The organism is Nocardiopsis baichengensis YIM 90130 (assembly GCF_000341205.1).
GTDB lineage: Bacteria > Actinomycetota > Actinomycetes > Streptosporangiales > Streptosporangiaceae > Nocardiopsis_A > Nocardiopsis_A halophila.
This window is the reverse complement of record NZ_ANAS01000031.1, coordinates 125,349-150,312: the sequence shown is the minus strand read 5'-3', so window position 1 is coordinate 150,312 and position 24,964 is coordinate 125,349. Positions and strand designations below refer to the sequence as shown.

General features: G+C 72.0%; 20 protein-coding genes. 5 read left to right on the top strand and 15 right to left on the bottom strand.

Annotated features, from left to right (window positions below):
* Positions 1 to 4: 4 nt before the first annotated feature.
* Both C892_RS0122390 and C892_RS0122385 read right to left on the bottom strand, forming a co-directional pair.
* Positions 5 to 1,315, bottom strand: a complete 1,311-nt coding sequence (locus C892_RS0122390; RefSeq protein WP_051060588.1) for an MFS transporter — start codon at positions 1,313 to 1,315, stop codon at positions 5 to 7.
* Between the two features lie 799 nt (positions 1,316 to 2,114).
* On the bottom strand, positions 2,115 to 3,047 hold the full coding sequence (locus tag C892_RS0122385; RefSeq protein ID WP_017559005.1) for a LysR family transcriptional regulator: 933 nt from the start codon (positions 3,045 to 3,047) through the stop codon (positions 2,115 to 2,117).
* Between the two features lie 76 nt (positions 3,048 to 3,123).
* Here C892_RS0122385 and C892_RS0122380 point away from each other — a divergent pair, with 76 nt between their 5' ends.
* Positions 3,124 to 4,347 carry an MFS transporter gene (locus C892_RS0122380; RefSeq protein WP_152513451.1) on the top strand — a complete coding sequence of 408 codons (1,224 nt, stop codon included), beginning with the start codon at positions 3,124 to 3,126 and terminating at the stop codon, positions 4,345 to 4,347.
* A gap of 382 nt (positions 4,348 to 4,729) precedes the next feature.
* Here the strand turns inward: C892_RS0122380 and C892_RS0122375 are convergent, their stop codons facing one another.
* The gene (locus C892_RS0122375) at positions 4,730 to 5,746 is read right to left on the bottom strand and encodes an SDR family oxidoreductase (protein ID WP_017559003.1); all 1,017 of its coding nucleotides are present in this window, start codon (positions 5,744 to 5,746) and stop codon (positions 4,730 to 4,732) included.
* A gap of 504 nt (positions 5,747 to 6,250) precedes the next feature.
* Between C892_RS0122375 and C892_RS0122370 the strand changes: the two genes are divergently transcribed.
* Complete coding sequence (locus tag C892_RS0122370; protein ID WP_152513450.1) at positions 6,251 to 6,946, top strand: hypothetical protein; 696 nt, start codon at positions 6,251 to 6,253, stop codon at positions 6,944 to 6,946.
* A gap of 242 nt (positions 6,947 to 7,188) precedes the next feature.
* Positions 7,189 to 7,356 (top strand): hypothetical protein, encoded by a 168-nt coding sequence (locus C892_RS31915; protein WP_017559001.1) that lies wholly within the window; start codon positions 7,189 to 7,191, stop codon positions 7,354 to 7,356.
* A gap of 72 nt (positions 7,357 to 7,428) precedes the next feature.
* Here the strand turns inward: C892_RS31915 and C892_RS0122360 are convergent, their stop codons facing one another.
* The 7 genes from C892_RS0122360 to C892_RS0122330 all read right to left on the bottom strand — a co-directional run bounded on the left by C892_RS0122360 (position 7,429) and on the right by C892_RS0122330 (position 15,530).
* Positions 7,429 to 7,899, bottom strand: coding sequence for a bifunctional nuclease family protein (locus tag C892_RS0122360; RefSeq protein ID WP_017539228.1), 471 nt, complete (start codon positions 7,897 to 7,899; stop codon positions 7,429 to 7,431).
* Between the two features lie 214 nt (positions 7,900 to 8,113).
* Complete coding sequence (locus C892_RS0122355) at positions 8,114 to 8,656, bottom strand: FHA domain-containing protein (protein ID WP_026124561.1); 543 nt, start codon at positions 8,654 to 8,656, stop codon at positions 8,114 to 8,116.
* Positions 8,657 to 9,005: 349 nt separating this feature from the next.
* A complete protein-coding gene (locus C892_RS0122350) occupies positions 9,006 to 11,504 on the bottom strand; it encodes a mannose-1-phosphate guanyltransferase (protein ID WP_017558999.1) in 2,499 nt (832 codons plus the stop codon).
* Between the two features lie 109 nt (positions 11,505 to 11,613).
* Complete coding sequence (locus C892_RS0122345) at positions 11,614 to 12,318, bottom strand: cardiolipin synthase ClsA (RefSeq protein WP_017558998.1); 705 nt, start codon at positions 12,316 to 12,318, stop codon at positions 11,614 to 11,616.
* Positions 12,319 to 12,550: 232 nt separating this feature from the next.
* Positions 12,551 to 13,381, bottom strand: a complete 831-nt coding sequence (locus C892_RS0122340; RefSeq protein WP_394296685.1) for an ArsA family ATPase — start codon at positions 13,379 to 13,381, stop codon at positions 12,551 to 12,553.
* 107 nt (positions 13,382 to 13,488) lie between these two features.
* Positions 13,489 to 13,764: a cory-CC-star protein gene (locus tag C892_RS0122335; RefSeq protein WP_017539233.1), complete on the bottom strand. Its 276-nt coding sequence runs from the start codon at positions 13,762 to 13,764 to the stop codon at positions 13,489 to 13,491.
* A 5-nt stretch (positions 13,765 to 13,769) separates the two neighbouring features.
* Positions 13,770 to 15,530, bottom strand: a complete 1,761-nt coding sequence (locus tag C892_RS0122330; RefSeq protein ID WP_017558996.1) for a carbon starvation CstA family protein — start codon at positions 15,528 to 15,530, stop codon at positions 13,770 to 13,772.
* A 184-nt stretch (positions 15,531 to 15,714) separates the two neighbouring features.
* On the opposite strand from C892_RS0122330, the gene C892_RS0122325 reads away from it, so the two are divergent.
* Positions 15,715 to 16,560: a hypothetical protein gene (locus tag C892_RS0122325; protein ID WP_017558995.1), complete on the top strand. Its 846-nt coding sequence runs from the start codon at positions 15,715 to 15,717 to the stop codon at positions 16,558 to 16,560.
* A 108-nt stretch (positions 16,561 to 16,668) separates the two neighbouring features.
* Positions 16,669 to 17,061, top strand: coding sequence for a hypothetical protein (locus C892_RS0122320; RefSeq protein ID WP_017558994.1), 393 nt, complete (start codon positions 16,669 to 16,671; stop codon positions 17,059 to 17,061).
* Between the two features lie 51 nt (positions 17,062 to 17,112).
* Here C892_RS0122320 and C892_RS0122315 read toward each other — a convergent pair whose 3' ends face one another.
* The 5 genes from C892_RS0122315 to C892_RS0122290 form a co-directional block, all read right to left on the bottom strand.
* On the bottom strand, positions 17,113 to 18,876 hold the full coding sequence (locus C892_RS0122315) for a carbon starvation CstA family protein (RefSeq protein ID WP_017558993.1): 1,764 nt from the start codon (positions 18,874 to 18,876) through the stop codon (positions 17,113 to 17,115).
* Positions 18,877 to 19,090: 214 nt separating this feature from the next.
* A complete protein-coding gene (locus C892_RS0122310; RefSeq protein WP_152513449.1) occupies positions 19,091 to 19,438 on the bottom strand; it encodes a hypothetical protein in 348 nt (115 codons plus the stop codon).
* A 939-nt stretch (positions 19,439 to 20,377) separates the two neighbouring features.
* On the bottom strand, positions 20,378 to 21,178 hold the full coding sequence (thyX, locus tag C892_RS0122300; protein ID WP_017539243.1) for an FAD-dependent thymidylate synthase: 801 nt from the start codon (positions 21,176 to 21,178) through the stop codon (positions 20,378 to 20,380).
* Positions 21,179 to 21,358: 180 nt separating this feature from the next.
* On the bottom strand, positions 21,359 to 22,192 hold the full coding sequence (locus tag C892_RS0122295) for an NAD-dependent epimerase/dehydratase family protein (RefSeq protein ID WP_239647485.1): 834 nt from the start codon (positions 22,190 to 22,192) through the stop codon (positions 21,359 to 21,361).
* A 180-nt stretch (positions 22,193 to 22,372) separates the two neighbouring features.
* Complete coding sequence (locus C892_RS0122290; RefSeq protein ID WP_017558989.1) at positions 22,373 to 24,619, bottom strand: anthranilate synthase component I; 2,247 nt, start codon at positions 24,617 to 24,619, stop codon at positions 22,373 to 22,375.
* Between the last annotated feature and the right edge of the window lie 345 nt (positions 24,620 to 24,964).

Genomic DNA, 24,964 nt, shown 5'->3' with positions numbered 1-24,964 from the left:
GTGCTCACTCACCGGCCGCGGCCGGGGTCCGCCCGCGGGGGCCCGGGTCGAGGACCCTGCCGTACCGCTCGACCTCGATCTGCTCCAGGCTCTTGCCCTGGGTCTTGGGCGCCCAGACGGTGCCGATGACCAGGGCGGCGACCAGCAGGCCGAGGATGAGCACGCCCACCCCGTGGATGCCGGTCTGCTCCAGCATCAGCGGGAACCACAGGCTCAGGACGCCGACCATGACGCGCACCAGCATGAACATGACGCCCTGGGCGGAGGCGCGGTAGCGGGTCGCGAACAGCTCGGCCGCCCACAGGCCGTAGAAGGCCTGGGCGCCGATGCCGGCCGAGACGCCCCAGCCGATCGCGAAGAACAGCAGGGAGAACCAGCCGGCCGGGCCGTAGATGAGCACGGCCCAGGCGGCCACCCCCAGGGCGGCGCCGATGAAGTAGAGCCGGCGGCGGGAGAAGCTGTCGCCGTGCTTCATGAAGCCCCAGAACGTCGCGGCCGACGTCAGGGTCCACACCAGCACCTGCAGGAGGTACTGGGAGGAGGCGTCGGTCAGGCCGGTCGCCTCGTAGATGCGCGGCTGGAAGATGCCGGCCTGGCCGGCGACGGTGTTCCACAGGCCGTACACGCCGACCAGGAACAGCAGCGCGGTGAGGTTCTTGCGGTGCGTCAGCAGCTGAAGGAAGCCGCGGTAGGTGCCGACCCGTTCGGGGTTGGACCGCTGCTCCTTCCACCGCTGCGACTCGTCGAGCCCGCGCCGCACCCACCAGGTGACGGCGGCGACGACGAACAGATGGGCGAAGACCAGCCGGGCGCCGAGCAGGCCGAGCGGTTCGACGAGGACGGCGAGCAGGAACCCGATGGCCGGGCCGATCGACCAGGCGAGCTGGGCGACCCCGACGTGCCCGGCCCTGCGGTCGTCCGGGGCCTCCTCGGCGATGTAGGTCCAGGCGGCCGTGACCCCGGCGCCGACGGCGATGCCGGTGAGCACGAACCCGGTGAGCAGCATGCCGAAGTTCATCGCGAAGACCGCGAAGAGCGTGCCGAGCATGTACAGCAGCAGGTCGTAGGTGTAGATGAACTTGCGGCCGTAGCGGTCGCACAGCGGGCCGCCGACCGCGGCGCCGATCGCCGCGCCGAAGGCGTTGGCGCTCAGGGCGCTGAGCAGGCCCACCGCCAAGCTGTCCAGGCCGAACTCGTCCTGCCAGAGGCTGAGGCTGGTGGCGATCGCGATGATCGACCCGGCCTCGATGTAGTTGGACATGGCCACGGCGGTGGTGGCCTTCCATTTCGACGCTGAGGTCGTCGCAGCCTTCATCTGCGGGGTTCTCCATCTCGTCGTCGGCGCGGGCGTGGCGTCCGCGCCGCAGCGGAGGCGGTCGGTGCGGCCGTGGGGCCGGGCGCGCCTGCGCTGGAGGGGGTGGTGCGGGGGTGCGGGAAGAGGGACGGGCGGGCCCCGGCGCCGCGGCGGACGGTGCCGGTCCGGGGCCCGCCGGTGTCACGCCCGGTCGGCCCGCCGGCGGGGTGCCGGGGGGCGCCCGCTGATGGCGTGGTGGGTCGTCATGGTTCGCTCCTGCTCGTAGGGGAGAGCCGCCGCCGGTGGCGTGGGGTGCCGCGCGAACGGAACGGAAAACACTCTAAAACGATTCAAAGTGATGGGCGCAACACTTGCACGTGCCCCCGCACACGTCAAGCCCCTCATCTGCGAACACGCAGTGACGATGCGTCACCTCGAACCCCCACGCCTCCCCACCCCCGCGCCGCCGCGGTCGGCCACCCGTCCGCCGACCCGACGCCACACCCATGTCCAAGCCGACGTGATCCATGTCCTACCATGAATCGATTCAAGATGACGGTGGGCCAGGGCGCGGGTCGGCCGCCGGGGGGGCGGTGATCAACCGCGCACGAGGCGGCGATTCCACCACTCCCGATCGCCGGTTCCGCTCCCCGGCCGGCCGGTCGCAGAGATGGAGATGGTGTCGATGGCGGTCCGCGCCTCTGGTCCTGGAACGGAACGATGGTCGGACGCCCTCGGACGCCCTCACCGGCGTGTCCTGACGGGACGGTGGCCTCCGCCGGGAGCGTCACCGTGCCCGCGGACGCGAACGGTCACGGCATCACGCCGCGCCCTCATCCCTCGGGCGGGTGGCCTGGAGCGTCTGCGCGGTCGATCCGATGGCCTCCAGCGCCGAGGCGACCACCGGGTGGTCGCGGCGCCCCTTGCGGGTCGCCGCCAGGATGCGCCGGGCCGGGGCGGGTTCGCCCTGCAGCGGGATCCGCACCACCGCCCAGTCGTTGATCCGGGCCAGCCGGGGCACCAGGATGATGCCGAACCCCAGGGCGACCAGGGCCGTCCCGGTGTCCCACTCGTCGGCGACGTGGGCGATGTCGGGGGTGAACCCGGCGCTCGTGCAGGCGCTCATCACCAGCTGGTGGTAGGTGCCGCCGGCGTTGCCGACGATCCACGGCTCCCCGGCCGCGTCGGCCAGCGTCACCCGGGCCGTTTCCGTCAGCCGGTGCCCGGCCGGCACCACCAGGTCCAGCGGGTCGTCCAGCAGGGGGCGCTGGTCGAAGCGCTCGTCGCCGCCGGAGGGGGTGTCGGCGGTGCTGACCACCAGCGCGAGATCGGCGTCGCCGGACAGCAGCAGGTCGAAGCAGGGGGTGGGCTCGGCCTCCATCACCCGCACGCGCACCTGCGGGTAGCGCTCGCGCAGCGCGGCCGCGGCCGGGGGCAGCAGGTGGGTGGCGGCGGTGGAGAAGCCGCACAGGGTGAACGGACCGGCGGGCTCCCCGGTCACCGAGGCGAGTTCGGCGCGGGCGCGCTCGGCCTGGGCGCTGAGCGCCTCGGTGTGGCGCAGCACGATGCGGGCGGCCGCGGTCAGCGCGATGCCCCGCCCCGACGGGGCCAGCAGCTCGACGCCGAGCTCCTCGGCGAGCTGGCGCAGCTGGTAGGAGACGGCCGAGGGGGTGTAGTTCATCGCCTGGGCCGCGGCCGTCACCGTGCCGTGGCGGGCGACCATCTGCAGCACCTTCAGCTTCGGATCGATCATGCGAATATTTTGCACGGTCTCGACGCAAAACGTTTGCTTCTCTTCTCGGGTGGTCGCGGGTCAGACTGTCGGCGTGATGACGACGAGGACCTGGAGGGCGCACGACCGCCACCCCGTGCGCAGGGACCGCCGCCCCGCGGACCGCTTCCGCGGCGCCCCCGCCCGGGGCGTGCGCACCGGCGTCTACGTGCTGGTCGTGCTCACCGCCGGCGCCTACCTGCCGAGCCCCCTCTACCCCGCCTACCAGCAGGCCTTCGGCGTCGGCGATCTGCCGATGACGCTGACCTACGCCACGTTCGCCCTGGTCAGCGCTCCGGCGCTGCTGCTGTTCGGCCCCGCCTCCGACGCCCTGGGGCCCCGGCCGGTGCTGCGCACCGCCCTGGCGGTCGCCGCCGCCGGGTCGGTCTGCTTCGCGCTGGCGACCGGCCCCGGCTGGCTGTTCGCGGGCCGGGCGGCCCACGGCCTGGCGCTGGGCGCGGCCACCGGGGCGGCCACCGCGCTGATCGGCGGCCGGGGCTCGCGGCGCGGGCGGGCCACCGTCCTGGCGAGCACCGCCTTCGTCGCGGGGACCGCCGCCGGACCGATCGCCGCCGGGCTGCTCGCCGAGTACGCCCCGGCCCCGGGCGTCCTGCCGTTCGGCCTGCACCTGGCGCTGCTGGCGGCCGGGTGGCACCTGGTCGGCGCGCTCGTGCCCGTCGGCCCCGGCGTGCGGCGGTGGCGTCCGACCTGCCCGCGGGTGCCCGCCGAGCTGCGGCAGGTCTTCACCGCGGCCGCGCTCACCGGGTTCCTGGCCTGGACGGCGGCCGGCCTGTTCCTGTCGGTCATCCCGGCGCTGCTCGACCGGGCCGGGCAGGACGACCTGGCCGTGGTGGGAGCGGTGCTGGGCACGGTCCTGCTCTGCTCGGTCCCGGCCCAGCGGTGCGTCCCGGCGCTGGGGGCGCGCACGGCCCAGCTCACCGGGCTCGCGGCGGTCTTCACCGGCCTGGCGCTGCTGGCCTGCTCGATCGGCGGGCCGACGTGGCCGGCCCTGGCGGCCGCGGCGGTGACCGGTGCCGGGCACGGCCTGGCCTACGGCGGCGCTGCGGCGGCCGTGGAGGAGGCCGCCCCCGCCGAGGGGCGCGGCGGCCTCACCGGGGCCCTCTACCTCGCCTTCTACCTGGGGTCGGGGCTGCCCGCGGTCGCGATCGGCCTGAGCACGCTCGGGACACCGCTGGACACCGCCACCACCTGGATCACCGTCGCCTCCGCGGCGCTGGTCCCCCTGGCGGCGGCCTCGGTGCTCCGGACCCGCCGCCCCTGATAGAGCCCGCGCCGCGCCGAATCGGCACATCACACGACCGGCCGGCGTACCGAGGGGCGCATCCCCGGGGTGAACGATCTCCCTCCTCCGTCCACCGCCACGGCCGACCCGGTGGCCTCCGCCATCGATCTGGAGGATGGGGCGGCACGGAAGACCCGTCGCCGACAAGGGAACCACCGCGGGCGGCCAGGCGGTGGGGTCCCGTTCGTGTCGCAACGCTGTCGTTCGAGGTGGAAGGGGCCCAACGTACCGGGCAAGCGGCTGACGGTCACCAAGCGTGAGGAGAGCGCCGAGCGCCTGGGCCGACCCGCAGGACCCTGGGCTACCGCCCCCGCCGACACGCCTGGCCGACGGGTCGCAACCTCCTGCTCTCCGTCTCCGTCTAAGCGCGGCGCCAACGGACGGCCAGGGCGGCGGCGCCCGCGGCGAGCAGCAGGGCGGAGGCGGTCGCGGTCCGGTGCCGGTCGACGACGGCCTGCGGGCTGAAGCGGCGCGCCTCCCGGCCGAACATGCCCCGCGCTCCCCGGTCGGCCTCCGGGCCGCCGGTGTCCAGCGGGGAGAACAGGTCGTCGTCGCGGTCGGGCAGGACCCGGCGCCGACGCTCCTGGGCGGCGTAGGCGGTGCGCCCCAGCCGCCGGTCGAGCAGGTGGGGCGCGAGCCGGGAGGCGGCGACCGTGCCCACGGTGGAGGAGCCGACCAGGAAGCCGCGGGGGCGCGGGTGCCGGGCCGCATGGGCGACGGCCCGCGCCGCCACCGCCGGGTCGAAGACCGGCGCGACCGGCCGCGGCCGCCCCTTGATGTGCGCGCGCACCCAGCCGAACTGGGGCGTGTTCACCGCGGGCAGGTGCACCTCGGTCACGCGCACCTTGGAGCCCTCGTGCGCCAGTTCGGCGCGCACGGAGTCGGTGAACCCGCGCACCGCGTGCTTGGCGGCGCAGTACGCCGCCTGCAGGGGGATCCCGCGGAAGGCCAGAGCCGAGCCGACCTGGACCACCACCCCGCGGTCGCGCGGGATCATGCGGCGCAGCGCGGCCCGGGTGCCGTGCACGGACCCGAGGTAGCCGACCTCGGTGACCCGTCGGAACTCGTCCGCACCGGCGTCCATGACCGGGGACAGCAGCGAGGCCATGGCGTTGTTGACCCACAGGTCGATCGGGCCGAGCTCTTCGGTGACGAGGCCGGCCGCCTGCTCCACCGCCTGTTCGTCGGCGACGTCGGCCACGGCCACCGCGGCCCGGCGCCCGATCGAGCCGACCTCTGCGGCGGCCCCGTCGAGACCGGCGTTGCCGCGGGCGATCAGCCCCACGTCCCACCCCTCGGCGGCCAGCCGCCGGGCGGTCTCCCGCCCGACACCCGCACTCGCCCCGGTCACGACGGCGACCCCGCGACGGCGCGCCATGGCCCGACTCCCTCCGCACGGCGACTGCACTCCCCGCCGGCTACCCGGAGCACCAGTCCCCAAGCGCAAGGGGGCGGCCTACTTCGCGAACGGGCCGATGACTACCGCCGGACGACGAACCTTCTGGTCCGCGCCCCTTCCTGCCCCGTAATCTGAGAACCGAGACTGCGAGGGGCACCATGAGCAGTCCCCGTGCCTCCCGTCTACTGCGCACCGGAGAGAGCACGTGCCGAAACACTGAGCGGCTCTGCACCAGCACCCACCCACGTGGTGGGACGCGCACCGGCAGGGGCCCGGCTAAAGCCCGGGGAGCGGTGCGCGGGTCGGCGCACCGTGTGCGCGGGGCGTCGGCAGGCCCGCCCGGGAAGCACCCGGGCGGGCCACTGCTTTTTTGCTCCTGCCGCCGTGCAGCTCCTCCTCCGCATGGGTACACCTCGGACCCCGGCACCGCATCGGTTTCGTCCATTACCGAACGGCGGACAGGGGCCGTAGTCAGGAGACGACATGACCACCGACGCCCCTCGCCCGACACCCCCACCGGATCCCGCTCCCAAAAGCCTCGGCCGCGTCCCGCGCTGGCTACTTCCCACCGGTATCGGCGCTGCGGCACTGATCGTGGGGTTCGGCGCCGGCTGGTTCGGACACCAGGCGTATCTCGTCCACACCATTGAGCAGGCGTTCGGCGACATGGGTGACGCGCTGAGCGAAGAGGCCCCGCCCGAGGTCGCGGATGAGGACCCCCCTGCCGAGGACGGGGAGGCGGTCGAAGAAGAAGGCACCGAAGAACGGGGGCCTTCCGTCCCGACGGACGAGTCCACGACCGATGGGGTGCATGAATACAGCGACGTATCTCTGGGCGAAGGAGAATCATCCTTCACCGACAGCTCTATGGATGTCACTTACGAGGCCCAAGACGGAGCCGTCTTCGTGCCGGTGACGGTCACTGCCGAGAACATCACCGCCGCCGAGACGATCCCGGGCTATGAAGAAGTGTTCGCCTACGACTCCGACGGAGCCCGGTACACCTCGTCCATGTCCTCAGGCGAAGGTGTCGCCTACGGATTGGGGCCCGGCCTGTCGGTACCGCTCACCTACCATTTCGAGGTCCCTGAGGGCACGGAGCTGGAATGGATCACCATTCAGGATGAGGACGCGGCGCTCGAAGGCGGAACCGAAGTGGCTGCGTTCAAGCTCGTCTGACGGGACGCAACGACTCCGGAGTCGCCAGTGAAACCTCCGGTGGATCGATCACCGATATCCCGCCTTGGCCAAGCGCCTCCCCGCCTCTGGGAGGAGTTGTCCAGCTCAGAGCTGTGGGCACCCGCTTCGGCCGCCCCCTGAACTCGTGCCCGGGCCCGCGCCGCCGGACGACGGCCGGGCGGCTCGTGTGCGGTGTGATGCTGCTACGCTCCGGGGCATTGTCGAATCGGAGGGAATGGCGCATGAAACACGTCTCGTTCGGGCTTGCCGCCGCCGCGCTGGCGTCTTCCGTGCTCGCGTTCGATGTCGCCTACTATCCGACCGCAGCGACGGCAGCGCTCCTCGGGCTGTTCGCCGTCTGGCTCTTCGTGACCGTTCGCGACGCGCGCTCGAAAGGCGGCGTCCGCTGAGGACGTCCGCGAAAAAGGACTGCGCCTACAAGGCTGATGAGGACGAAGGGGGAATGCTCCCCGACGGGGTCCTCAGGTGGTGCGGCCGAAGTCCTCAGGAGTGATGGTGTCGAGGAACTCGCGGAACTTCTCCACCTCGTCCTCCTGCTCGTCCGGGATGGGGACGCCGGCCTCGTCGATGACGTCCTCCTTGGCGTAGATCGTCGCTCCGGTCCTCAGGGCCAGGGCGATGGAGTCCGAGGGGCGCGCGCTCACCTCGACGCCGTTGGAGAACACCAGTTCGGCGTAGAAGATCCCGTCGTCGAGGGCGGTGATGTTGACCGTGTCGAGGGTGGCGTCCAAGGCTTCGAGGACGTCGCGGAAGAGGTCGTGGGTCAGCGGGCGCGCAGGGGTCACCCCTTGCTGGGCCAGCGCGATCGCGGTGGCCTCCACCGCCCCGATCCAGATGGGCAGGTAGCGTTCGCCGCCGGTCTCCTTCAGCAAGACGATCGGCTGGTTCGAGGGCATCTCGACCCGGACGCCGACGACCTCCATGTGCTTCACTGCGGCTCCGTCCCCACGACTGGTGTACCGGATGGGCACCGGCCCGGCTGTGCTGTCGTTCCCGTCCTCGTACAAGGCTAGGCCGCCGCCTCCGGACGGGGCGCCCTGGGGCCGGAGGCCGCTCCGCGCCGCTGCCGACGGTCTTCGATTACAAGGCTGTCCGGTCGGGGGCGGGCGCAAACCTTCCGCGCCCGGCCCCTGTGCGCGATCCTGGTCAGCGGCGCGGCTTGGTGAGCAGCACCAGGCGGAACTTGCCGATCTGCACCTCGTCACCGGCGCCGAGCTCCGCCTCGTCTATGCGCTCGCGGTTGACGTAGGTGCCGTTGAGGCTGCCCACGTCGCGCACCCCGAACCCGTCGCCGCGGCGGAAGAACTCGACGTGGCGCCGGGAGACCGTGACGTCGTCGAGGAAGATGTCGCTGTTGGGGTGGCGCCCGACGGTGGTGATGTCGGAGTCGAGCAGGAACCGGCTGCCCGCGTTGGGCCCCCGCTTGACCACCAGCAGGGCGGTGCCGGGCGGCAGGGCCTCCACGTTGGCCGAATCGGCCGGGAGCTCCTCGGCGGCGTCCGTCTCGGCCTCGAGGGCCTGGATGCCGGCGATGGAGATCGTGGACGTGGTCTCGCCGACGGAGTCGCGGCGCTCACCGGCCCGGGCGGGCTCTTGTCCGCCCCTGCGCACGGGGGTCCCACAGTTGGAGCAGAAACGGGCATCATCCGCAACGGCGTGACCGCACTGCGTGCAGTTAACGCTCGACATAGGTCGGCTCGGCCTCCTACCGCACGGGGGCGGTGCTCAGATACGTATCGGCTGCTGGTCTGGTCCTGCCTGGCGGCCGAAGCCGCTCACCTCCCAGGCTCTCCCTCCTGGCAACGAAGGGGGTGCTCGTCGGTGTTCCCGGATCGCCCTCGGCGGTCGTCCTCCTTACCTCCGGCATCCGTCCGGCGCGTCCCCCGTCCGCGTGGCCAGTGTTGCGGGAACACTCGACTCTAAACCATATCCAGCCCCTGCCGGAGCGCCCGCGGCCCCTGAGCCGCAACGGATTTCGGCCGACTCCGGCCGAGCGGTACGGACGGCCCGCAAGCCGTCCGCACCGCCCCCGCCAGGGTCATCCCTCGGCGCGCTCCACGACCGCCGCCCACTCGTCCAGCAGGCGCTGCGCGGTGTCGGAGTCGGCGCCCTCGGCCCAGATGCGGGTGACCGCCTCGGAGGTGTCGGGCAGCACCAGCGCCCAGGATCCGTCGGGCTCGACCACCCGCACCCCGTCGGTGGTGTCGATCTCGCGCTCCCCCGCGGCCTCCACGACGGCCCGCATGACACTGCCCTTGACCGCCCAGGGCGTGGGCACCGAGCGGCGCAGCTGGTGCGCCTGGGGGATGCGCCGGTCGATCTGGCTGACCGACAGCCGGGTCCGCGCCACCAGCCCGAGCAGCCGCACGAACGCGGCGATGCCGTCGGTGGTCCGGGTGAACTCCGGCATGATGTACCCGCCGCGCCCGTCGCCCGCGAAGACGATGTCGTCGGCCTTGGCCGCCTTCGTGAGCTCGTCGGTGGCGGTGGGCGTCCACTGCACCTCGGCGCCGTGGAACCGGGCGACCCTCTCGGCGACGCGGGTGGTGGTCACCGGCAGCGCCACCCGTCCCCCGCCGCGCTCGGCGGCCACCAGGTCCAGGACGACCAGGAGCGCGCGCTCGTTGTCGATGAGCTCGCCGTTCTCGTCGACGATCGACAGCCGCTCGGCCACCGGGTCGAAACGCACCCCGAAGTCGGCCCTGGAGGAGGACACCAGCTCGCCCAGGTGCTGCAGGTCGCGCATCTGCTTGGCGAGGGTGTCGGTCGGCGAGGCCTCGTCCAGCCGGTTGTTGAGGGTGAGGACGTCGGCGCCGACCCTGCCGAGCAGGGAGGGCAGCACCAGCGACCCGGTCCCGCCCGCGCAGTCGATGACGACCTTCATCTCCGCCTCGGCCACGCCCGAGGTGTCGATGCGCCGGAGCAGCTCCTGGGTGTAGCCCTCGACCCCCCGCGAGGGGAAGGACAGCTCGGCGATCTCCCCGGGGAAGGCGCGGCGGAACTCGGCGCGCGAGTAGACGCGCTCCAGCTTGCGCTGGGCGGCCGGCGACAGGTCGGCCCCGCTGGAGTCGAGGAAGACCAGGTCCACCGACTGCGGATCGCCCGGCGTCGTGCGGAGGGCGATCCCCCCGCTGACACCGCTGTGCGAGGTGTTGTAGCGGGCCACCGGCATGGGGACCGCCTCCAGGTCCCGCACGTCGATCGCGCCCGCCGTCAGGGCGCTGACGACCGCGCGCTTGAGCGTGCGCGCGCCGCGTGAGGCGTCCCGCGATGTGGTGACGACCGATCCCTTCTTCAGGGTGGTGGCATAGGCGCTCGCCAGGCGCACGGCGAGTTCGGGCGTGATCTCGACGTTGATCAGCCCGGAGACGCCTCTGGGGCCGAACAGCGAGCGCTGGCCGCGCGACTCCCAGATGACGTTGGTGTTGACGACCGCCCCGGCCTCGATGGTCTTGAAGGGGTAGACCTTGATGTCGTTGGAGAGGTACGCCTCGGACTCGATGACGCATTCCTCGCCGATGATGGCGCCCTCTTCGATCCGGGCCCCGGACATCACATCGGTGTTCTTTCCGACGACACAGCCGCGCAGGTTGGTCGAGGCGCCGATATAGACGTTGTCGTGCACCACCGTGCGATGGAGGAAGGCCTCCGAGCGCACCACCGCATTGCTGCCCAGAACGCTGTACTCGCGCAGCTCGGCGCCGGCCTCCACCTTGGCGTAGTCCCCGATGTAGAGGGGGCCCTTGAGCACGGCCTCCGGGTCGATCTCGGCGCCTTCACCGACCCACACCCCGGGGGAGACCTCGAAGCCGTCGATCTCGACGTCCACGAGCCCCTTGAGCACGTCGGCCTGGGCGCTCAGGTAGGACTCGTGGGTCCCCACGTCCTCCCAGTAGCCGTCGGCGATATAGCCGTAGAGGGGTTCGCCCTCCTTGAGCAGCTCGGGGAAGACGTCGCCGGACCAGTCCACCACCTCTCCGGCGGCCACGCGCTCCAGCACCTCCGGCTCCATGATGTAGATGCCGGTGTTCACCGTGTCCGAGAAGACCTGCCCCCAGGTGGGCTTCTCCAGGAAGCGCTGCACGCGCCCCTCGTCGTCGACGATGATGATGCCGAATTCCAAGGGGTTGGCCACGCGCTTGAGGCCGATGGTGACCATGGCCCCGTTCTCGCGGTGGAAGCGCAGCATGTCGCTGAGGTCGATGTCGGTGAGCGCGTCGCCGGAGATGACGATGAAGGGCTCGCCGTGCAGGTGCTCCTCGGCGTTCTTCACGCTGCCGGCGGTGCCCAGCGGCACCTCTTCGGCCACGTAGTGCAGCTTCATCCCCAGCTCTTCGCCGTCGCCGAAGTAGTTGCGGATGAGCGTGGCCAGGAACTGCACGGTGACCACGGTCTCGTCGATGCCGTGCTTCTTGAGCAGCCGCAGCACGTGCTCCATGATCGGCTTGTTGACCACGGGCAGCAGCGGCTTGGGCTGGTTGGCGGTCATGGGGCGCAGGCGGGTCCCCTCACCGCCCGCCATGACGACGGCCTTCATCTGGGGCACCTCCGGTCCGCCGGGGCGGTGCGCCTGCCCGCCGCCGGTCTGAGTCTCTCGTCGCTGGTCCTGCCCCCGGTCGGTCGCTGATACGCCCTCGGGCGTTCTCTCATGGCGAGGAAGTCGCTCCCTTCCTGTCACTGTGGGGCGGCCCGGGGTCGCCGGTGGACGGGGCGTCCGGCCCGACGGCCTTCTGCTCCTCGCCCTCGCATGCCCCGGATCCGCCGGGCGCGCCCGCCGCATCCGCACCGGTACCCCGTCCCGGAGCGGTCGCGCGGTCGGCGCGCCGGGCCTGTCGGATCAGACTCTGGCCCTGGACCGCGTACAGCAGTCCGGCCCACCAGTAGATAGCAGTTCCCCACAGGGCGAACGCCCAACCCGTAATCCGTGCGACATCGCCCACCACGCCGCCGTATCCGGCCACGAACAGCAGCGGGAAGGAGTAGAGAAGGCACAGCGTCGCCGCCTTGCCCGCGAAGTTGACCGGAAGCGGGCCGTAGCCGAAGTGCCGCAGCACCGGGAGCGACCCGATCATGAGCACGTCGCGCAGCACGAGCACGGCCATCAGCCACCAGGGCACGACCCCGCGCACGACCAGGCCCAGCACGGCCGCGAAGATGTAGAGCCGGTCGGCCATGGGGTCCAGCAGGGCGCCGAGCCGGCTGGCCTGGTTCCATGCGCGCGCGATCTTGCCGTCGAGCCAGTCCGACAGGCCCGCGAACGCCAGGACGCCCAGCGCCCACCAGTCGGCCTCGGGGACCAGGATCAGCCACAGGAACAGCGGCACGCCGAGCAGCCTCAGCATGCTGAGCATGTTCGGAATCGTCCACACCCGGTCGCCCGGCGTGTTCGTACGGTTCGCCACCCCACCTCCAGAGTTCCCCGTTCCGAGCCTACCGGTCCTGCCTGTGGCGGAATCTCGGCGTCCGAAACCCTTTCGTGTGGTCCTTCCCCCCGGCGGCCCCGGCTGACCGGCCCACCTTCCCCCGCTTTCCCGGCGGCGTCCGGGAGGCGGAGTTCAGGAGGCCGGACAGGGCGGGGCGCGGCTACAGGTGCGCGGCCAGCGCGCGCAGGGCCGGCTGCCCTGTCGGCTCACTCGGGGTCAGGCCGAGCTCGACCGCCCCGGTCTCGGCGAAGCGCCGCCTGGCCGCCTCAAGGGGCCCGGTGTCGGCGTCCTCAGGGACCTGGTTGATGACCGCGGGGCCGAGGCGGAAGCCGGCCTCGGTGAGCTGCTCTGCGGCGCGCTCGGTCTCGGCGAGGACCATCCGCCTGGGGATGAGCACCAGCCGCACCCATGCATCACCGCGCAGCCGGTCGGCGGCCCGCTCCAGCTTGCGCCTGCGGGCGTGCAGCTTCTCCAGCAAGGGGTCGTCCGGTGCCTCGCTGGGGCCGCCGACGATCCCGGCGGCGAGGCGGTCGGCGTCGAGGACGCGCTCCCGCTGGCGGGCGAGACCGCGTACCCACGGCGTCAGTAGTTCGGGCAGGGCCAGCAGGCGCAGCAGGTGCCCGGTGGGCGCGCTGTCGACGACCAGCCGGTCCCAGGTGTCGGGGACCTCCTCCATGGCGTCCATGAGCAGGTCGGCCAGGGCCGACTCGGCCATTCCGGGGCTGGAGGCGGCGTGTTCGAGGTGGCGGGAGACGGCGGGCATGATGTCGCGCGGAAGGGCGCGGTAGGCGTCGTCGGTCACCTCCTGGACCCGGCGTTCGACCGCAGCGTCGGCGTCCGGCTCGCGCGCCCAGAGCGACTCCGCGACCTTGACGGGCTTGTCCCCCAGGCGGGCTTCGAGCGCGTCGCCCAGGGAGTGGGCGGGGTCGGTGGACACGACGAGCGTGCGCAGCCCTTCGTCGGCGCACTTGAGGGCGCAAGCGGCGGCCATGGTGGTCTTGCCGACGCCGCCCTTCCCACCGAAGAACACGATGGGCGGTGCGCCTCCCCCGCCTTCCGCGTCCCTACTCGGGCCTTTTCCCCGGCCCTTGCCCCTGCTCAACAGCACACCCCTGGATCGCCGAAGTCCTCCCGCCCCATGCGCTGGTGCCATTCGTGCAGGTCGGCGACCATGTAGGGGATGAGGTCGAGCGTCTCATAGGCCACCGGACCCTCCACCCCCAGGGTCTCCAGGAGCAGCAGGGCCCGGAGGGTGTCCTGCTGGGTGCGCGCCTCGCGGCGCATGACGTGGCGCCACCGCGTCTCGAACCAGGCGGTGTGGAACTCCTCCACCTTGCGCCAGGCCTCGCGCAGTCGCTCAAGGCGCGCACCCATCGCCGTCAGGCCTCCGTGTCCGCGGTCGTCTCGACGGCGTCGTCCTGCCCGTCCTGTGCGGCCGGCGAACCCTCCTGCAGGGCGCCGCGCTCGGCCCACGCCTTGCGCAGGGCCAGGGCGGCCTCGACCATCAGCCACAGCGCGACGACGAAGATGACCGCGTCCAGCGGCGCCAGCAGCACCACGTCGACCAGCTCGTCGGAGGTGGCGAACTTCCACAGGTTGGTCACCAGCGCCCAGGAGGTCATGACCATCAGGAAGACCAGTGGGACGAGGACCGCGACCGGGTTGCGGGACTTCTTGGTCACCCAGACCGCGACGACGGCCAGGGCCAGGCCGGCGGTGAGCTGGTTGGTGGTGCCGAACAGCTGCCACAGGGTGCCGAAGGCGAAGTCGCCCGGGATCATCGCCAGCGCCAGCGGCACCAGGGTCGCCACCACGGTGGCCAGGGTCAGGTTGCGCGCCAGCGGCCGGACGCGGGCGATCTCGCCGATCTCCTGGACGATGTAGCGCTGCAGCCGCACGCCGGTGTCCATGGTGGTGGCGGCGAAGCTGATGACGACCACGGCGGCGAAGACCGTGGCGGTGGCGGCGGGGATGCCCAGGTTGGAGGCGAACCCGGCGACGCCGTTGACGAAGTTTCCGGTGGCGCCGGCCGAGGCGGTGTCGAAGTCGGCGTAGATCGCGTCCCAGCTCTGGTCGGAGACGATGACCACGCCGGCCGTGCAGGCCAGGATGGAGCACAGCGCCAGGCTGCCCTCGCCCACAGCGCCCATGTAGCCCACGTAGCGCGCGTCGGTCTCCTTGTCGAGCTGCTTGGCGGTGGTCCCCGAGGCGACCAGGCTGTGGAAGCCGGAGATGGCGCCGCAGGCCACGGTGATGAACAGCAGCGGGAACCAGGACGGGGAGCCGGCGGGGACGTCGTTGACCACCGGGGCGGCGATGGTGTCCATGCCCACCGCGACGCCGAGCAGGATCACCAGCAGCGCGACCAGCATCTGCTGCTGGTTGACGTAGTCGCGCGGCTGCAGCAGCAGCCACACCGGCAGCCGCGAGGCCAGGAAGGCGTAGGCGAAGATCAGCACGATCCACACCATCCGCGGCTCCACGCCGAGCAGGCCGGCCAGCGGGTCGACGGTGACCGGGAAGCTCTGCCCCAGCGGGATGCAGGCGTAGATGAGCACCAGGGCCACCACCGACGGCAGCAGGGCGGCGGTGCGGCGGCGGTAGACGAACTGGCCGACGACGACCGCCAGCGGGATGGTGACCAGGACCGGCAGGACCGCCTCGGGGGTGCCGATGAACAGGTTGGTGATGACCACCGAGAAGACCGCGTTCACCAGGGTCAGCAGGAAGAAGATGATCACCAGGAAGAGCGCGCGGGCGCGCTTGCCGATGACCTCGCTGGCCAGGGTGCCGATGCTCTTGGCCTTGTGGCGCACCGAGACGGCCAGGGCGCCGAAGTCGTGCACCCCCGCCGCGAAGACGGTGCCCAGCACCACCCAGACCAGCGCCGGCCCCCAGCCCCAGAACACCGCCACGGCCGGGCCCACGATGGGCGCCGCGCCGGCCACGGAGATGAAGTGGTGGCTGAAGACGATGTGCTTGTTGGTGGGCAGGAAGTCCACGCCGTCCTTGTAGGCGTGGGCGGGGGTGGTGAAGGCCGGGTCAAGCGCGAAGACGCGCTTGGAGAGGTAGGCAGAGTAGTACCTGTAGCCCAGCGCGAAGATCGCCAGTGCGGCGACCAGCACGACGACTGCCGGCATTGAGGGATCCTTACTATCCGCGGTTCGTTCCCCTTGACCCGGCGGTCGCCGGGGCGCCGGTGAGGCCGTCGCAGGGGAGGTGGCTGGGCGCGGACGCGCCGAATGATCACAAACCGTGTCAAGATCGACTAAAGTCACCAGAAGCTAACATGAGATCCCGATCACCACAAAGGCGTGACCTTGTATGACGGCTCCCGACGACCACGACGACCACGCTGAGGCCTGGCGGCGGGCGGTCACCGGAGAGCTGTGCTGGGTCGGCCCCGCCGGGCCGACCGGCATCCCGGTGGTGCCGCTGCTGCTGGAGGGCCGCCCCTGCGCCGCCCTGCCCGCCGCCCACCTGGCCGCGGCCGACACGCTGACCGGCGGCCGGGCGGCGTTCGCCCTGTCGGGCGAGCGCGCCGACGGCGGGCCCGGCCGGGTGGCCGCCGGGCCCATCGAGGTGGTCGCCGACGCCGAGGGCGAGCTGTTCACCGAGCACCTGCTCCCCCAGGAACTGGTCAAGCACCCGCCCACGCGGCTGCGCGCCGACAGCCTGATGGCCCGCCGGGAGAACTGGTGGTGGCTGCCGCGGGTGGTGGTCGTGCTCGCCCGCGCCGAGACCGAGCGGGAGCTCCCGGTGCGCTCGCGCCCCGGGGACGCGCTGCTGGTCCGCCCGGCGATCGGGGAGAGCCCGGCCGGGCCCGCGGAGGACCCGCGGGTCGACGTGGTCACCGCCGACGCGTGGCCGCGGGAGGGCGGGGACCCGGCGCTGGTCCGCCGCCTGGACGGGGCTCCCCTGCACGGGCGCGGGGAGCGGGCGTTCGTCTTCGGGCACCGGCACAGCCCCGACTTCGAGCGGTGGGAGCGCTGGGACCGCTCGGGGACGGTGACGGGGAACCGCCTGTCCGTGGAGGGCTCCGAGGGCGACCCGGTGGCCGAGGTGGCGCCCTTCGGCATGCTGGACCGGCTGCGCAACCACCGCGAGGTGGTCAAGGCCTGCAAGGAGGGCGTGGCCGCCCTGGAGGCGCGGCGGGCAGCGGGCGGCTGACCCCCTGCCCCTCCCCGAATCTCTCCTCTGACCTGCGCGTTTCCTCGCACTGCACCGGGGGCACGTATTACCGCGTTCAGTCGCCATGCGATCACTGGGGGTACGTGAATGCGGATGCTCATACGGGCGGGGACGGTACTGGGGGCCGCGGCGGTGGCGCTGGCGCCGTTGCAGGGCGCGCAGGCACAGGAGGCCGACTGCGAGACGGTCGCCTCCGCCCGCGACTCCACGGGGGCACGGCTGTGGATCGAGGTGTGCGACCCGTACAAGGTCCGCGCCGGCGGCGAGGACCTCTCCCCTGGAGACACGGTCACGCTGCGCGAGGGCCATCGGGGTCGGATCATCGGAGAGGCGGTCGTCGCCCAGGGCGAGGACTCGGCCACCACGGAGTACTGGTCCGGCTACGTCGGGTACAGGGAGCGGCCCTACAGTCATATCGCCCTGGTGGACCTCGACGGCGAGCACGCCTTCAGCGTCTCGGAGACCGACCGCAGCCGCTGAGTCGCCCCCCAGGGGGCCGGGAACGGCGCCCGACCCCCTGGGGGGCGCGGTTCACCCCTCGTCTGCCCCGCCCACCGAGGACGCGGAGTCGCCGCCGCTCTCCGCCCCCGGGCTCGGCCGCCCGCGCCGCCCGGCGAACGCGCGGCGCAGGGCGAAGGCGGCCTCGACCACCATCCACACGGCCAGGGCCAGGATGGCCAGGTCGAGGGGGGCCAGCAGGAACCTCTGCAGCGGCTCGGGCGAGGCGAGGAACCCCATCGCCTGGATGACCAGTGCCCAGGCGGTCATCACGACCAGGAACACCAGCGGGATGAGCACCATGACGGGGTTGCGCCCCCTCCGGGTGACCCACACCGCGATGACCGAGAGCGCGAGCCCGGCCGTGAGCTGGTTGGTGGTGCCGAACAGCAGCCACAGGGTGCCCAGCGCGAAGTCGCCGGGGACCAGGGCCAGCGCCAGCGGGACGGCCACGGCGAGCAGCGTCGCCAGGGTGAGGTTCCGGGCGAGCGGGCGGACCCCGGCGATGTCGGCGATCTCCTGGACGATGTAGCGCTGCAGGCGCACCGCGGTGTCCAGGCTGGTCGCGGCGAAGCTGATGACGACGATGGCGGCGAAGACGATGCCGATCTGCTGGGGGATCAGCAGGTTCTCGGCGAACCCCGCGACGCCCTCGGTGAACCTCCCGGCCGGGTTGTCCTGCGCGGAGGCCCAGTCGGCGTACATCTGGTTCCAGCTCAGCCCCTCGTTCCCGGAGAGCACCAGCACCCCGGCGGTACAGGCGAGGATCGAGCACACCGCCAGGGTGCCTTCGCCCAGCGAACTCATGTAGCCGACGAAGCGCGCGTCGGTCTCCCTGTCCAGCTGCTTGGAGGTGGTCCCGGAACCGACGAGGCTGTGGAACCCCGAGACCGCGCCGCAGGCGATGGTGATGAACAGCAGCGGGAACCAGGGCGGGGAGCCGGCGGGAACGTCGTTGACGACCGGGGCGGCGATGGTGTCCATGCCGACGACGATGCCGAGCACGATGATCGCCAGGGCCAGGACCATCTGCTGCTGGTTGATGTAGTCGCGGGGCTGGAGCAGCAGCCACACCGGCAGGCGCGAGGCGAAGAAGGTGTAGGCGAAGACCAGCACGATCCACACCGGCAGCGGTTCCAGGCCCAGGAGGTTCGCGAGGGGGTCGACGGTGATGGGGACGAAGGAGCCGAGCGGGATGCAGGCGTAGACGACCACCAGCGCGATCAGCGACGGCACCAGGGCGGCGGTGCGGCGGCGGTAGACGACCTGCCCGACGACGACCGCCAGCGGAATGGTGACCAGGACCGGAAGCACCGCCTCGGGGGTGCCGATGAACAGGTTGCCGATCACCACGGCGAAGACCGCGTTCACCATCGTCACCAGGAAGAAGATGATGAACAGGAAGAGCACGCGGGCGCGCGGGCCGATGACGTCCTTGGCGACGTTGCCGATGCTGCGCCCCTGGTGGCGGACCGAGACCACGATGGACCCGAAGTCGTGGGCCCCGGAGGCGAAGACCGTCCCCAGCACCACCCACACGAGCGCGGGCCCCCACCCCCAGAACACGGCGATCGCCGGTCCGACGATGGGCGCGGCGCCCGCCACGGAGATGAAGTGGTGGGCGAAGACGATGTGCCGGTTGGTCGGGACGAAGTCGATCCCGTCCCTGTAGGCGTGCGCCGGGGTGGTGAACGCGGGGTCCAGGGCGTAGACGCGTTTGGCGAGGTAGGCGGAGTAGTAGCGGTAACCGAGCGCGAAGACGGCCAGAGAGGCGACGAGAACGACGACAGCGGGCATGGCCGGCCCTCCGGGAGTACGGGATGCCACCGGACGCGTGCGCCCACGAAGTTAGCATGTGCCCCACGTCACAGATAGGGCCCGTCCTCCACCGGATCCCAGGTCACACGGGGACACTCGCAAGGACCCGCCGAAGCCCCGGGGCCGGCGACCCGCAGCCCCGCCACCGGCCGCACCCTGCCTGCGAACGCACACCTTCGAACCGAGGCAGGCGCTACGAGGCCTGCGGAACGAAGTAGACCAGGACCGCGGCAATGGCCGACACCACAGCGGCCACTTCCGCGAGAACCGCGACGGCCCCCTGCCAGAAGGCCGTGACCTGGACCAGAGCCCGCCCCACCCCCTTGACGCCTTTGCGCGTCTTCACCTTCTGCCATTTATGCGCTTGAAGATGGCACCCCTTCAGGATTCCATAGGCATTGTTCCGGCACCGCCCCTGTCCACTGCGATTTTCCGCGCCACAGACGATCGGAACCTGAAGGGCGAAATAATAAACGGCGGCCAACGACAGCAGCAACCACACGATCGGACTCGCCGCAGGATTGAACCAGAACAAGCCCATACCCACCAGGGCGAAGTACCCCCAGTACTTCCAAGGCCTGCTCACACGCCTACGAGCCATGCAACGAATGCTCGTTTATCTTGCGATGTCCGGCAATGGGCCGACCGACGATCGGTCGACCGGCTCCGGCCAGGCGGCTCCAGCTTGAATAAGCGCCTTTCAGGGAACTCGGACCAGTACGTCCGACTGAATCGAACCCGGCTTCCTGCGGAGCGAATTCCGGCCCGTCCGGATCGGGCCGAGGCCGACTTCGGCCCGATCCGGACGGGCCGCACGCCGGCGTCTCGCCGACGCCTTCGAGGACCGCCGGGACACGTTTGCTGAGCAGCACGGGAGGACCGCCACGCGTTCCTCCTCACCCCGAGGACAGGTCGAAGGTTTCCCCACTGGCGTCCCCGGCGGTGCACACCGCCGACGGCGGTAAAGAGCAGCGAATCGATGCGCTCACCACCACAGAAAGAGGCCATCGATTCGCACTCCCGCCCGGGGCCGCCGCAGTGCGGCGTGGCGGCCCCGGGCCCCTGGGCGCCGAAGGTCCCGGGGCGGGAACGGGGCATCGGGCGGGCGGTGCGCACCGGTCTCGCCGCGGGGCCTCTCCCGCAGGGCCGGTCAGCCCGTGCCTGATGAGGCGGGGGCCGGACCGGTTCGAAGAGTTCGACGAGGTTGCCGACCGGGTCGGCGACGATGAGGTGGACACGGTTGCGGCCGCCGGTGGCGGCGTCCTCGGGCGTGGCCCGGGCCCCCGAGCCGGCCGGGACGGACAGCAGCAGCCGCAGGCGCCCACGGGTGACCTCGGCGAAGGCGGGCGCCGCGCTCATGCCCAGGGTGAAGCCGAGGTGGGCGGTGGAGAAGGTGACGGCCGCCTGAGCGTCGTCGACGATAGCGAAAGGGGCGAGAGGCCGGTGCCTCTCGCCCCGCGGGGTCCGTGGGAGGGTCAGGTCAGACCTTGCGCCATTCGGGGACCCAGGAGCCGTCTTCGTCGACGGTGTAGTCGCCGAAGAGGGCCGGGGCCTCCTGCTTGAGGAGCTCGCCGACCTTGCCGAACAGCAGGCGGATCTCCTCTTCGGCGCCGGGGGCGGTGCGGGCCTCGATGGTGTGGCGCAGGGTGCGGACGTTGGCGGTCCACACCAGGCCGGTGGCCACGCCCTCAGGGGCGAAGCGGCGCATGAACGAGGTCTTGTGCTTCTTGTCGGCGAACTTCTTGCCCTCTTCGTCGAGCTCGAAGTGGTCGGCCATCCAGAGCTGGAACTCCTCCATGCGCTGCAGCATGTCGGCGGCCCGCTCCATCAGCTCCGGGTCCTCCTGGGCCCACTCGGGGAACCAGAACGGCAGGTCGGTCAGGCGCACGAAGCGCAGCGACTCCTGGGAGACCGCCACGCCGGGCCGGTGCCGGATCAGCTCGTGCGTGAGGACGCGGCTGACGTTGTGCAGGACGAAGCTGAAACTGACGTGCTCCAGGACCGACCCGTGCAGGCTGCGCAGGATGTTGGTCAGGTAGGCGTCCTGGTCGGTCCGCACCCGCGTGACGTTCGGGTTCAGGCCCGGCTCCCAGGAGCGGTAGCACAGGCGCCCGGCGAACTCGGCGAGGTTCTGCGGGTCGTTGAGGTGGGCGTCCAGGTCGCCCCGGTCGAACCGCTCCAACCACGTGTCCCCGCCGACGTCGGCGAGGTACCGCGCCACCTCGCCGTAGTCCAGCTGCGGCTTGGCGACCAGGTGGACCTCTGGCTCGACCTGCTTCATCGTGCTCCCCCTCGACAAACGCTGTCGGCCGCGGAGGACCGCCTGCCCCCGGGCCGAGTCGACCTTACCGGCCCACGGGGACGGCCCGGGACGGCGCAGGGCGGCGCGACACGGTCCCGGTGCCGAGCGGAGGCGGAGCGGTGCCAGGGCGCCGAGCGGGGGCGCCCCGGGGAACGGCCGTCAGGAGCCGTCGGCACCACCGGAGCCGCCGGGCAGGTACGGCGCCAGGGCCTCGGGGCCGGCGAAGTCGCCTCCCTGGGGACCTCCGTGCCAGAACGGGTCGTCGTCCGGGAACTCCCCGGAGTACACCGCCGCGTCGTCCACCGGCTTGTACCCCAGCTCGCTCTCCCCCACCGTGAGGTCCCAGAAGCGGCGCGCGTTGGCCGACACCGCGTAGGCGGCGACGAAGTTCACGTTGGCCGTGGTCAGCGCCGCCTTCACGAAGCCGACGCAGTCGCGCGGGCTCAGCCACGTGGCCAGGTGCCGCGTCTCGGTGGGCTTCTCCTCGAAGGAGCCGATCCTCAGCGCGACCACCTGCATGCCGTAGGTGTCGGCGTAGAGCTGCCCCAGCGCCTCGGCCGCCACCTTGGTGACCCCGTAGAAGCCGTCCGGGCGGGGCGGCTCGTCCGGGAACACGTGGTGGTGGATGGGGTAGTTGCCGGTCACCCTGTTGCTGGAGGCCAGCACCACGCGCGCCACCGAGGCGCGGCGCGCCGCCTCCAGGACCGCCAGGGCGCCCTCGACGTTGACCGTGAGGAGGTCGGGCAGCGGCGCCTCCTCGGCGAGCGCGGCCAGGTGCACGACCGCCTCGGCCCCCTCGAACGCCTTCACCAGCGCCTCGACATCGGTGATGTCGGCCTCGACGGCCGTCTCCCGGTCAGGGTCGGCGGGCTCGGGCAGCGGGGACCGGTCGATGAGCACCAGGTGCTCCGCGTCGCCGAGTCCGTCGCGCACGGTGCGGCCGATCCGTCCCGCCGCTCCGGTGACGGCCACTCGTCCGAGTTGTGAATCCATATGTAGAAGCCTACGAGCGCCGCGCGCTTTCAGCATCGCGGACGCGGCCCAAGGCGCCCCGGACCGTGGTGCGAAGGCGGGTTCTCCGCCTTCGCACCACGGGACCGGAGGGCTCCTGCACGAGCGTACGAGCGCGGGCGGCGGCCCGGCCCGGCCTCAGGAGGGCCCCGCGCGCCCGGCTCAGGCCGCCCCGGCGGCCATGCGCAGCGCGCGCTGCACGATCTGCTCACCGACCTCGGCCGTGAGAATGGACTCAGGGTGGAACTGCACCGCCCACCTGCGCCGGTCCGGGTCCTCGATCGCCATGACGACCGGCTCGGGGCCGTCCTCCGTCACCGCGGTCACCCTGTACCCCTTCACCCGCTCGGGCGTGGAGTAGACCGAGTGGTACCGAGCCGCCTGGAAGAAGTTCCCCTTCCCCAGATCGCTGAGGAGCCGGCCGCCCATGACGCGCACCTGCCCCGGCTTGCCGTGCACCGGCTCCTTGAGGGTGAGAAGCTCCCCTCCCGCGTGCTCGACCATGGCCTGCAGCCCCAGGCACACCCCGAAGACCGGCAGGGAGCGCTCGCCCACCGCGTCGAGGAGGGCGTCGGTGCCGAAGTCGGAGGGCAGGCCCGGGCCGGGCGACAACACCACGAGGTCGGGCGCCATCTCGTCGAGCAGCACCGGGTCGAATCCGTACCGGACCGTGGTGACCTCGGCGCCCTGGCGGCGGAAGTAGTCGGCGAGGGTGTTGACGAAGGAGTCCTCGTGGTCGACGAGCAGGACCCTCATCCCCGCGCCGGCGAGGGTCGCGGGCTCGGCGGCGTCCGGACCGGCATCGGGGGCCGCCTCCTCGCTGCTCTGCCGGCCCTCTTCCCGGACCTCCTCCTCGACCTCCTTGAGCGTTTCCAGCAGCGCGCGCGCCTTGAGGAAGGTCTCCCGCTCCTCGGCCTCGGGGTCGGAGTCGTACAGCAGCGTCGCTCCGGCCCGGATCGTCGCCACACCGTCGCGGATCTGTGCGGTGCGCAGGGTCAGCCCCGTGTTCATCGAGCCGTCGAAGCCGATGACGCCCACGGCGCCGCCGTACCAGCGGCGCGGGGAGGTCTCGTGGCGCTCGATGAACCGCATCGCCCAGGTCTTGGGGGCGCCGGTGACGGTGACGGCCCACATGTGGGTGAGGAAGGCGTCCAGGGCGTCGAACTCCGGGCGCAGCACGCCCTCGATGTGGTCGACGGTGTGGATGAGCCTGCTGTACATCTCGATCTGCCGGCGCCCGATCACCCGCACGCTCCCGGGCTCGCACACCCGCGACTTGTCGTTGCGGTCCACGTCGGTGCACATGGTCAGCTCCGACTCCTCCTTGAGGGAGGAGAGGAGCGCGCGGATGTTGTCGGCGTCGCCCAGGGGGTCCGCCCCGCGCTGAATGGTCCCGGAGATGGGGCAGGTCTCCACCCTGCGCCGGCCGTCGGCCCCGGCGCCCACGCGCACGAACATCTCGGGTGAGGCGCCGACCAGGTACTCGCCCTCGCCGAGGTTGAAGAAGAACTCGTAGGGGGCCGGGTTGCGCTCGCGCAGGCGCTCATAGAAGCGCGCGGGGGACGTGCAGGCACCGTAGGTGCGGTGGCCGGGGACGACCTCGAACAGGTCCCCCCTGCGGAAGCGCTCCTTGGCCTCGGCCACGACCTTGGCGTAGGACCCCGGCTCGGGCTGCTCGGGGACCTGCGCGGGGACGACCTCGGGGGTGGGGTCGGTGGTGCGCGGGAGGCCGTCGGTGGAGACCGGCTCGCCCCCGTCGGAGCCCGGGACGATGAACTCGTAGGTGTAGCGGTTGCACGTCTCGCGCTTGCGGTCGTGGACGATGACCTCGTCCGGGAGCTGAAGGACCAGGTCCCGGTCGCCGGGGTCGCGCTCCTGCACCCGCTCCACCGGCTCGAACTGGAAGGCCAGGTCGTAGCCGAACGCGCCGTACAGCCCCAGGTTGGGGTCCTCCCCGGAGGAGAAGACCGCGACCAGGGAGCGCAGCACGGTGAAGACGCCGGGGCGGCGGCTGCGCTCCTCCTCGGTGAAGAAGGCCCCGGGGTCGGGCTCGGGCACGGCGACCGAGACCGTGGCGCCGTCCGCCCCCTCGACGGCCGTGGGGCCGTGCTCGGCCAGGGCCGCCGCCACCGCCGGCAGCAGCACGCGCCCCCGCGCGTTGAGGGCGGTGGCGCTCACCCGCCTGCCGCGCGCGGCCACTTCCAGGCAGGGGTCGACGTAGCCCAGGTGCCACCGGCTGTAGCGCCCCGGGTATTCCATGCCGGAGGAGAGAACGCCGCCGCGCCGCTCCTGCACGGCCGTGACGAGGGCGGTGAGAGCGGCGGGGTCGCAGGGGGATGCGGTGCGGCGGACGGCGATCCCGCCCGCGGTGGTATAGGCGGCGGGTCGGGCGTCGTTGCTGGGTTCCACGGGCGGTCCTTCATCGCGCTGGGCGGTCTGGGCTTCGGGCCGCCGCGCCGCCTGGCCGGGGCCGCGCCGTGCACGCGATGCGACCGCCGTCCGGGGCGGTCGCCGTGGCCTGTGGGAAGGGCTGAACTCGGAGCGCCGCCTAGGAGCGGCGCCACCACTGCCCGCGTGTGCGGGTGGTCTCCGGGTTCTGCATGTGCCGAAGTGTAGCGCGGGTGCGGGGGCGCGCGACAGTGACGCGGGCGCAGGAGGAGAAGAAAAAAGCACCGGGGCGATGCGCACGCCGGTGCGGCATGGTACAGTGACCCACTCGTGATGACGAAGATGGGCCAGACTCGTCCACTCAAT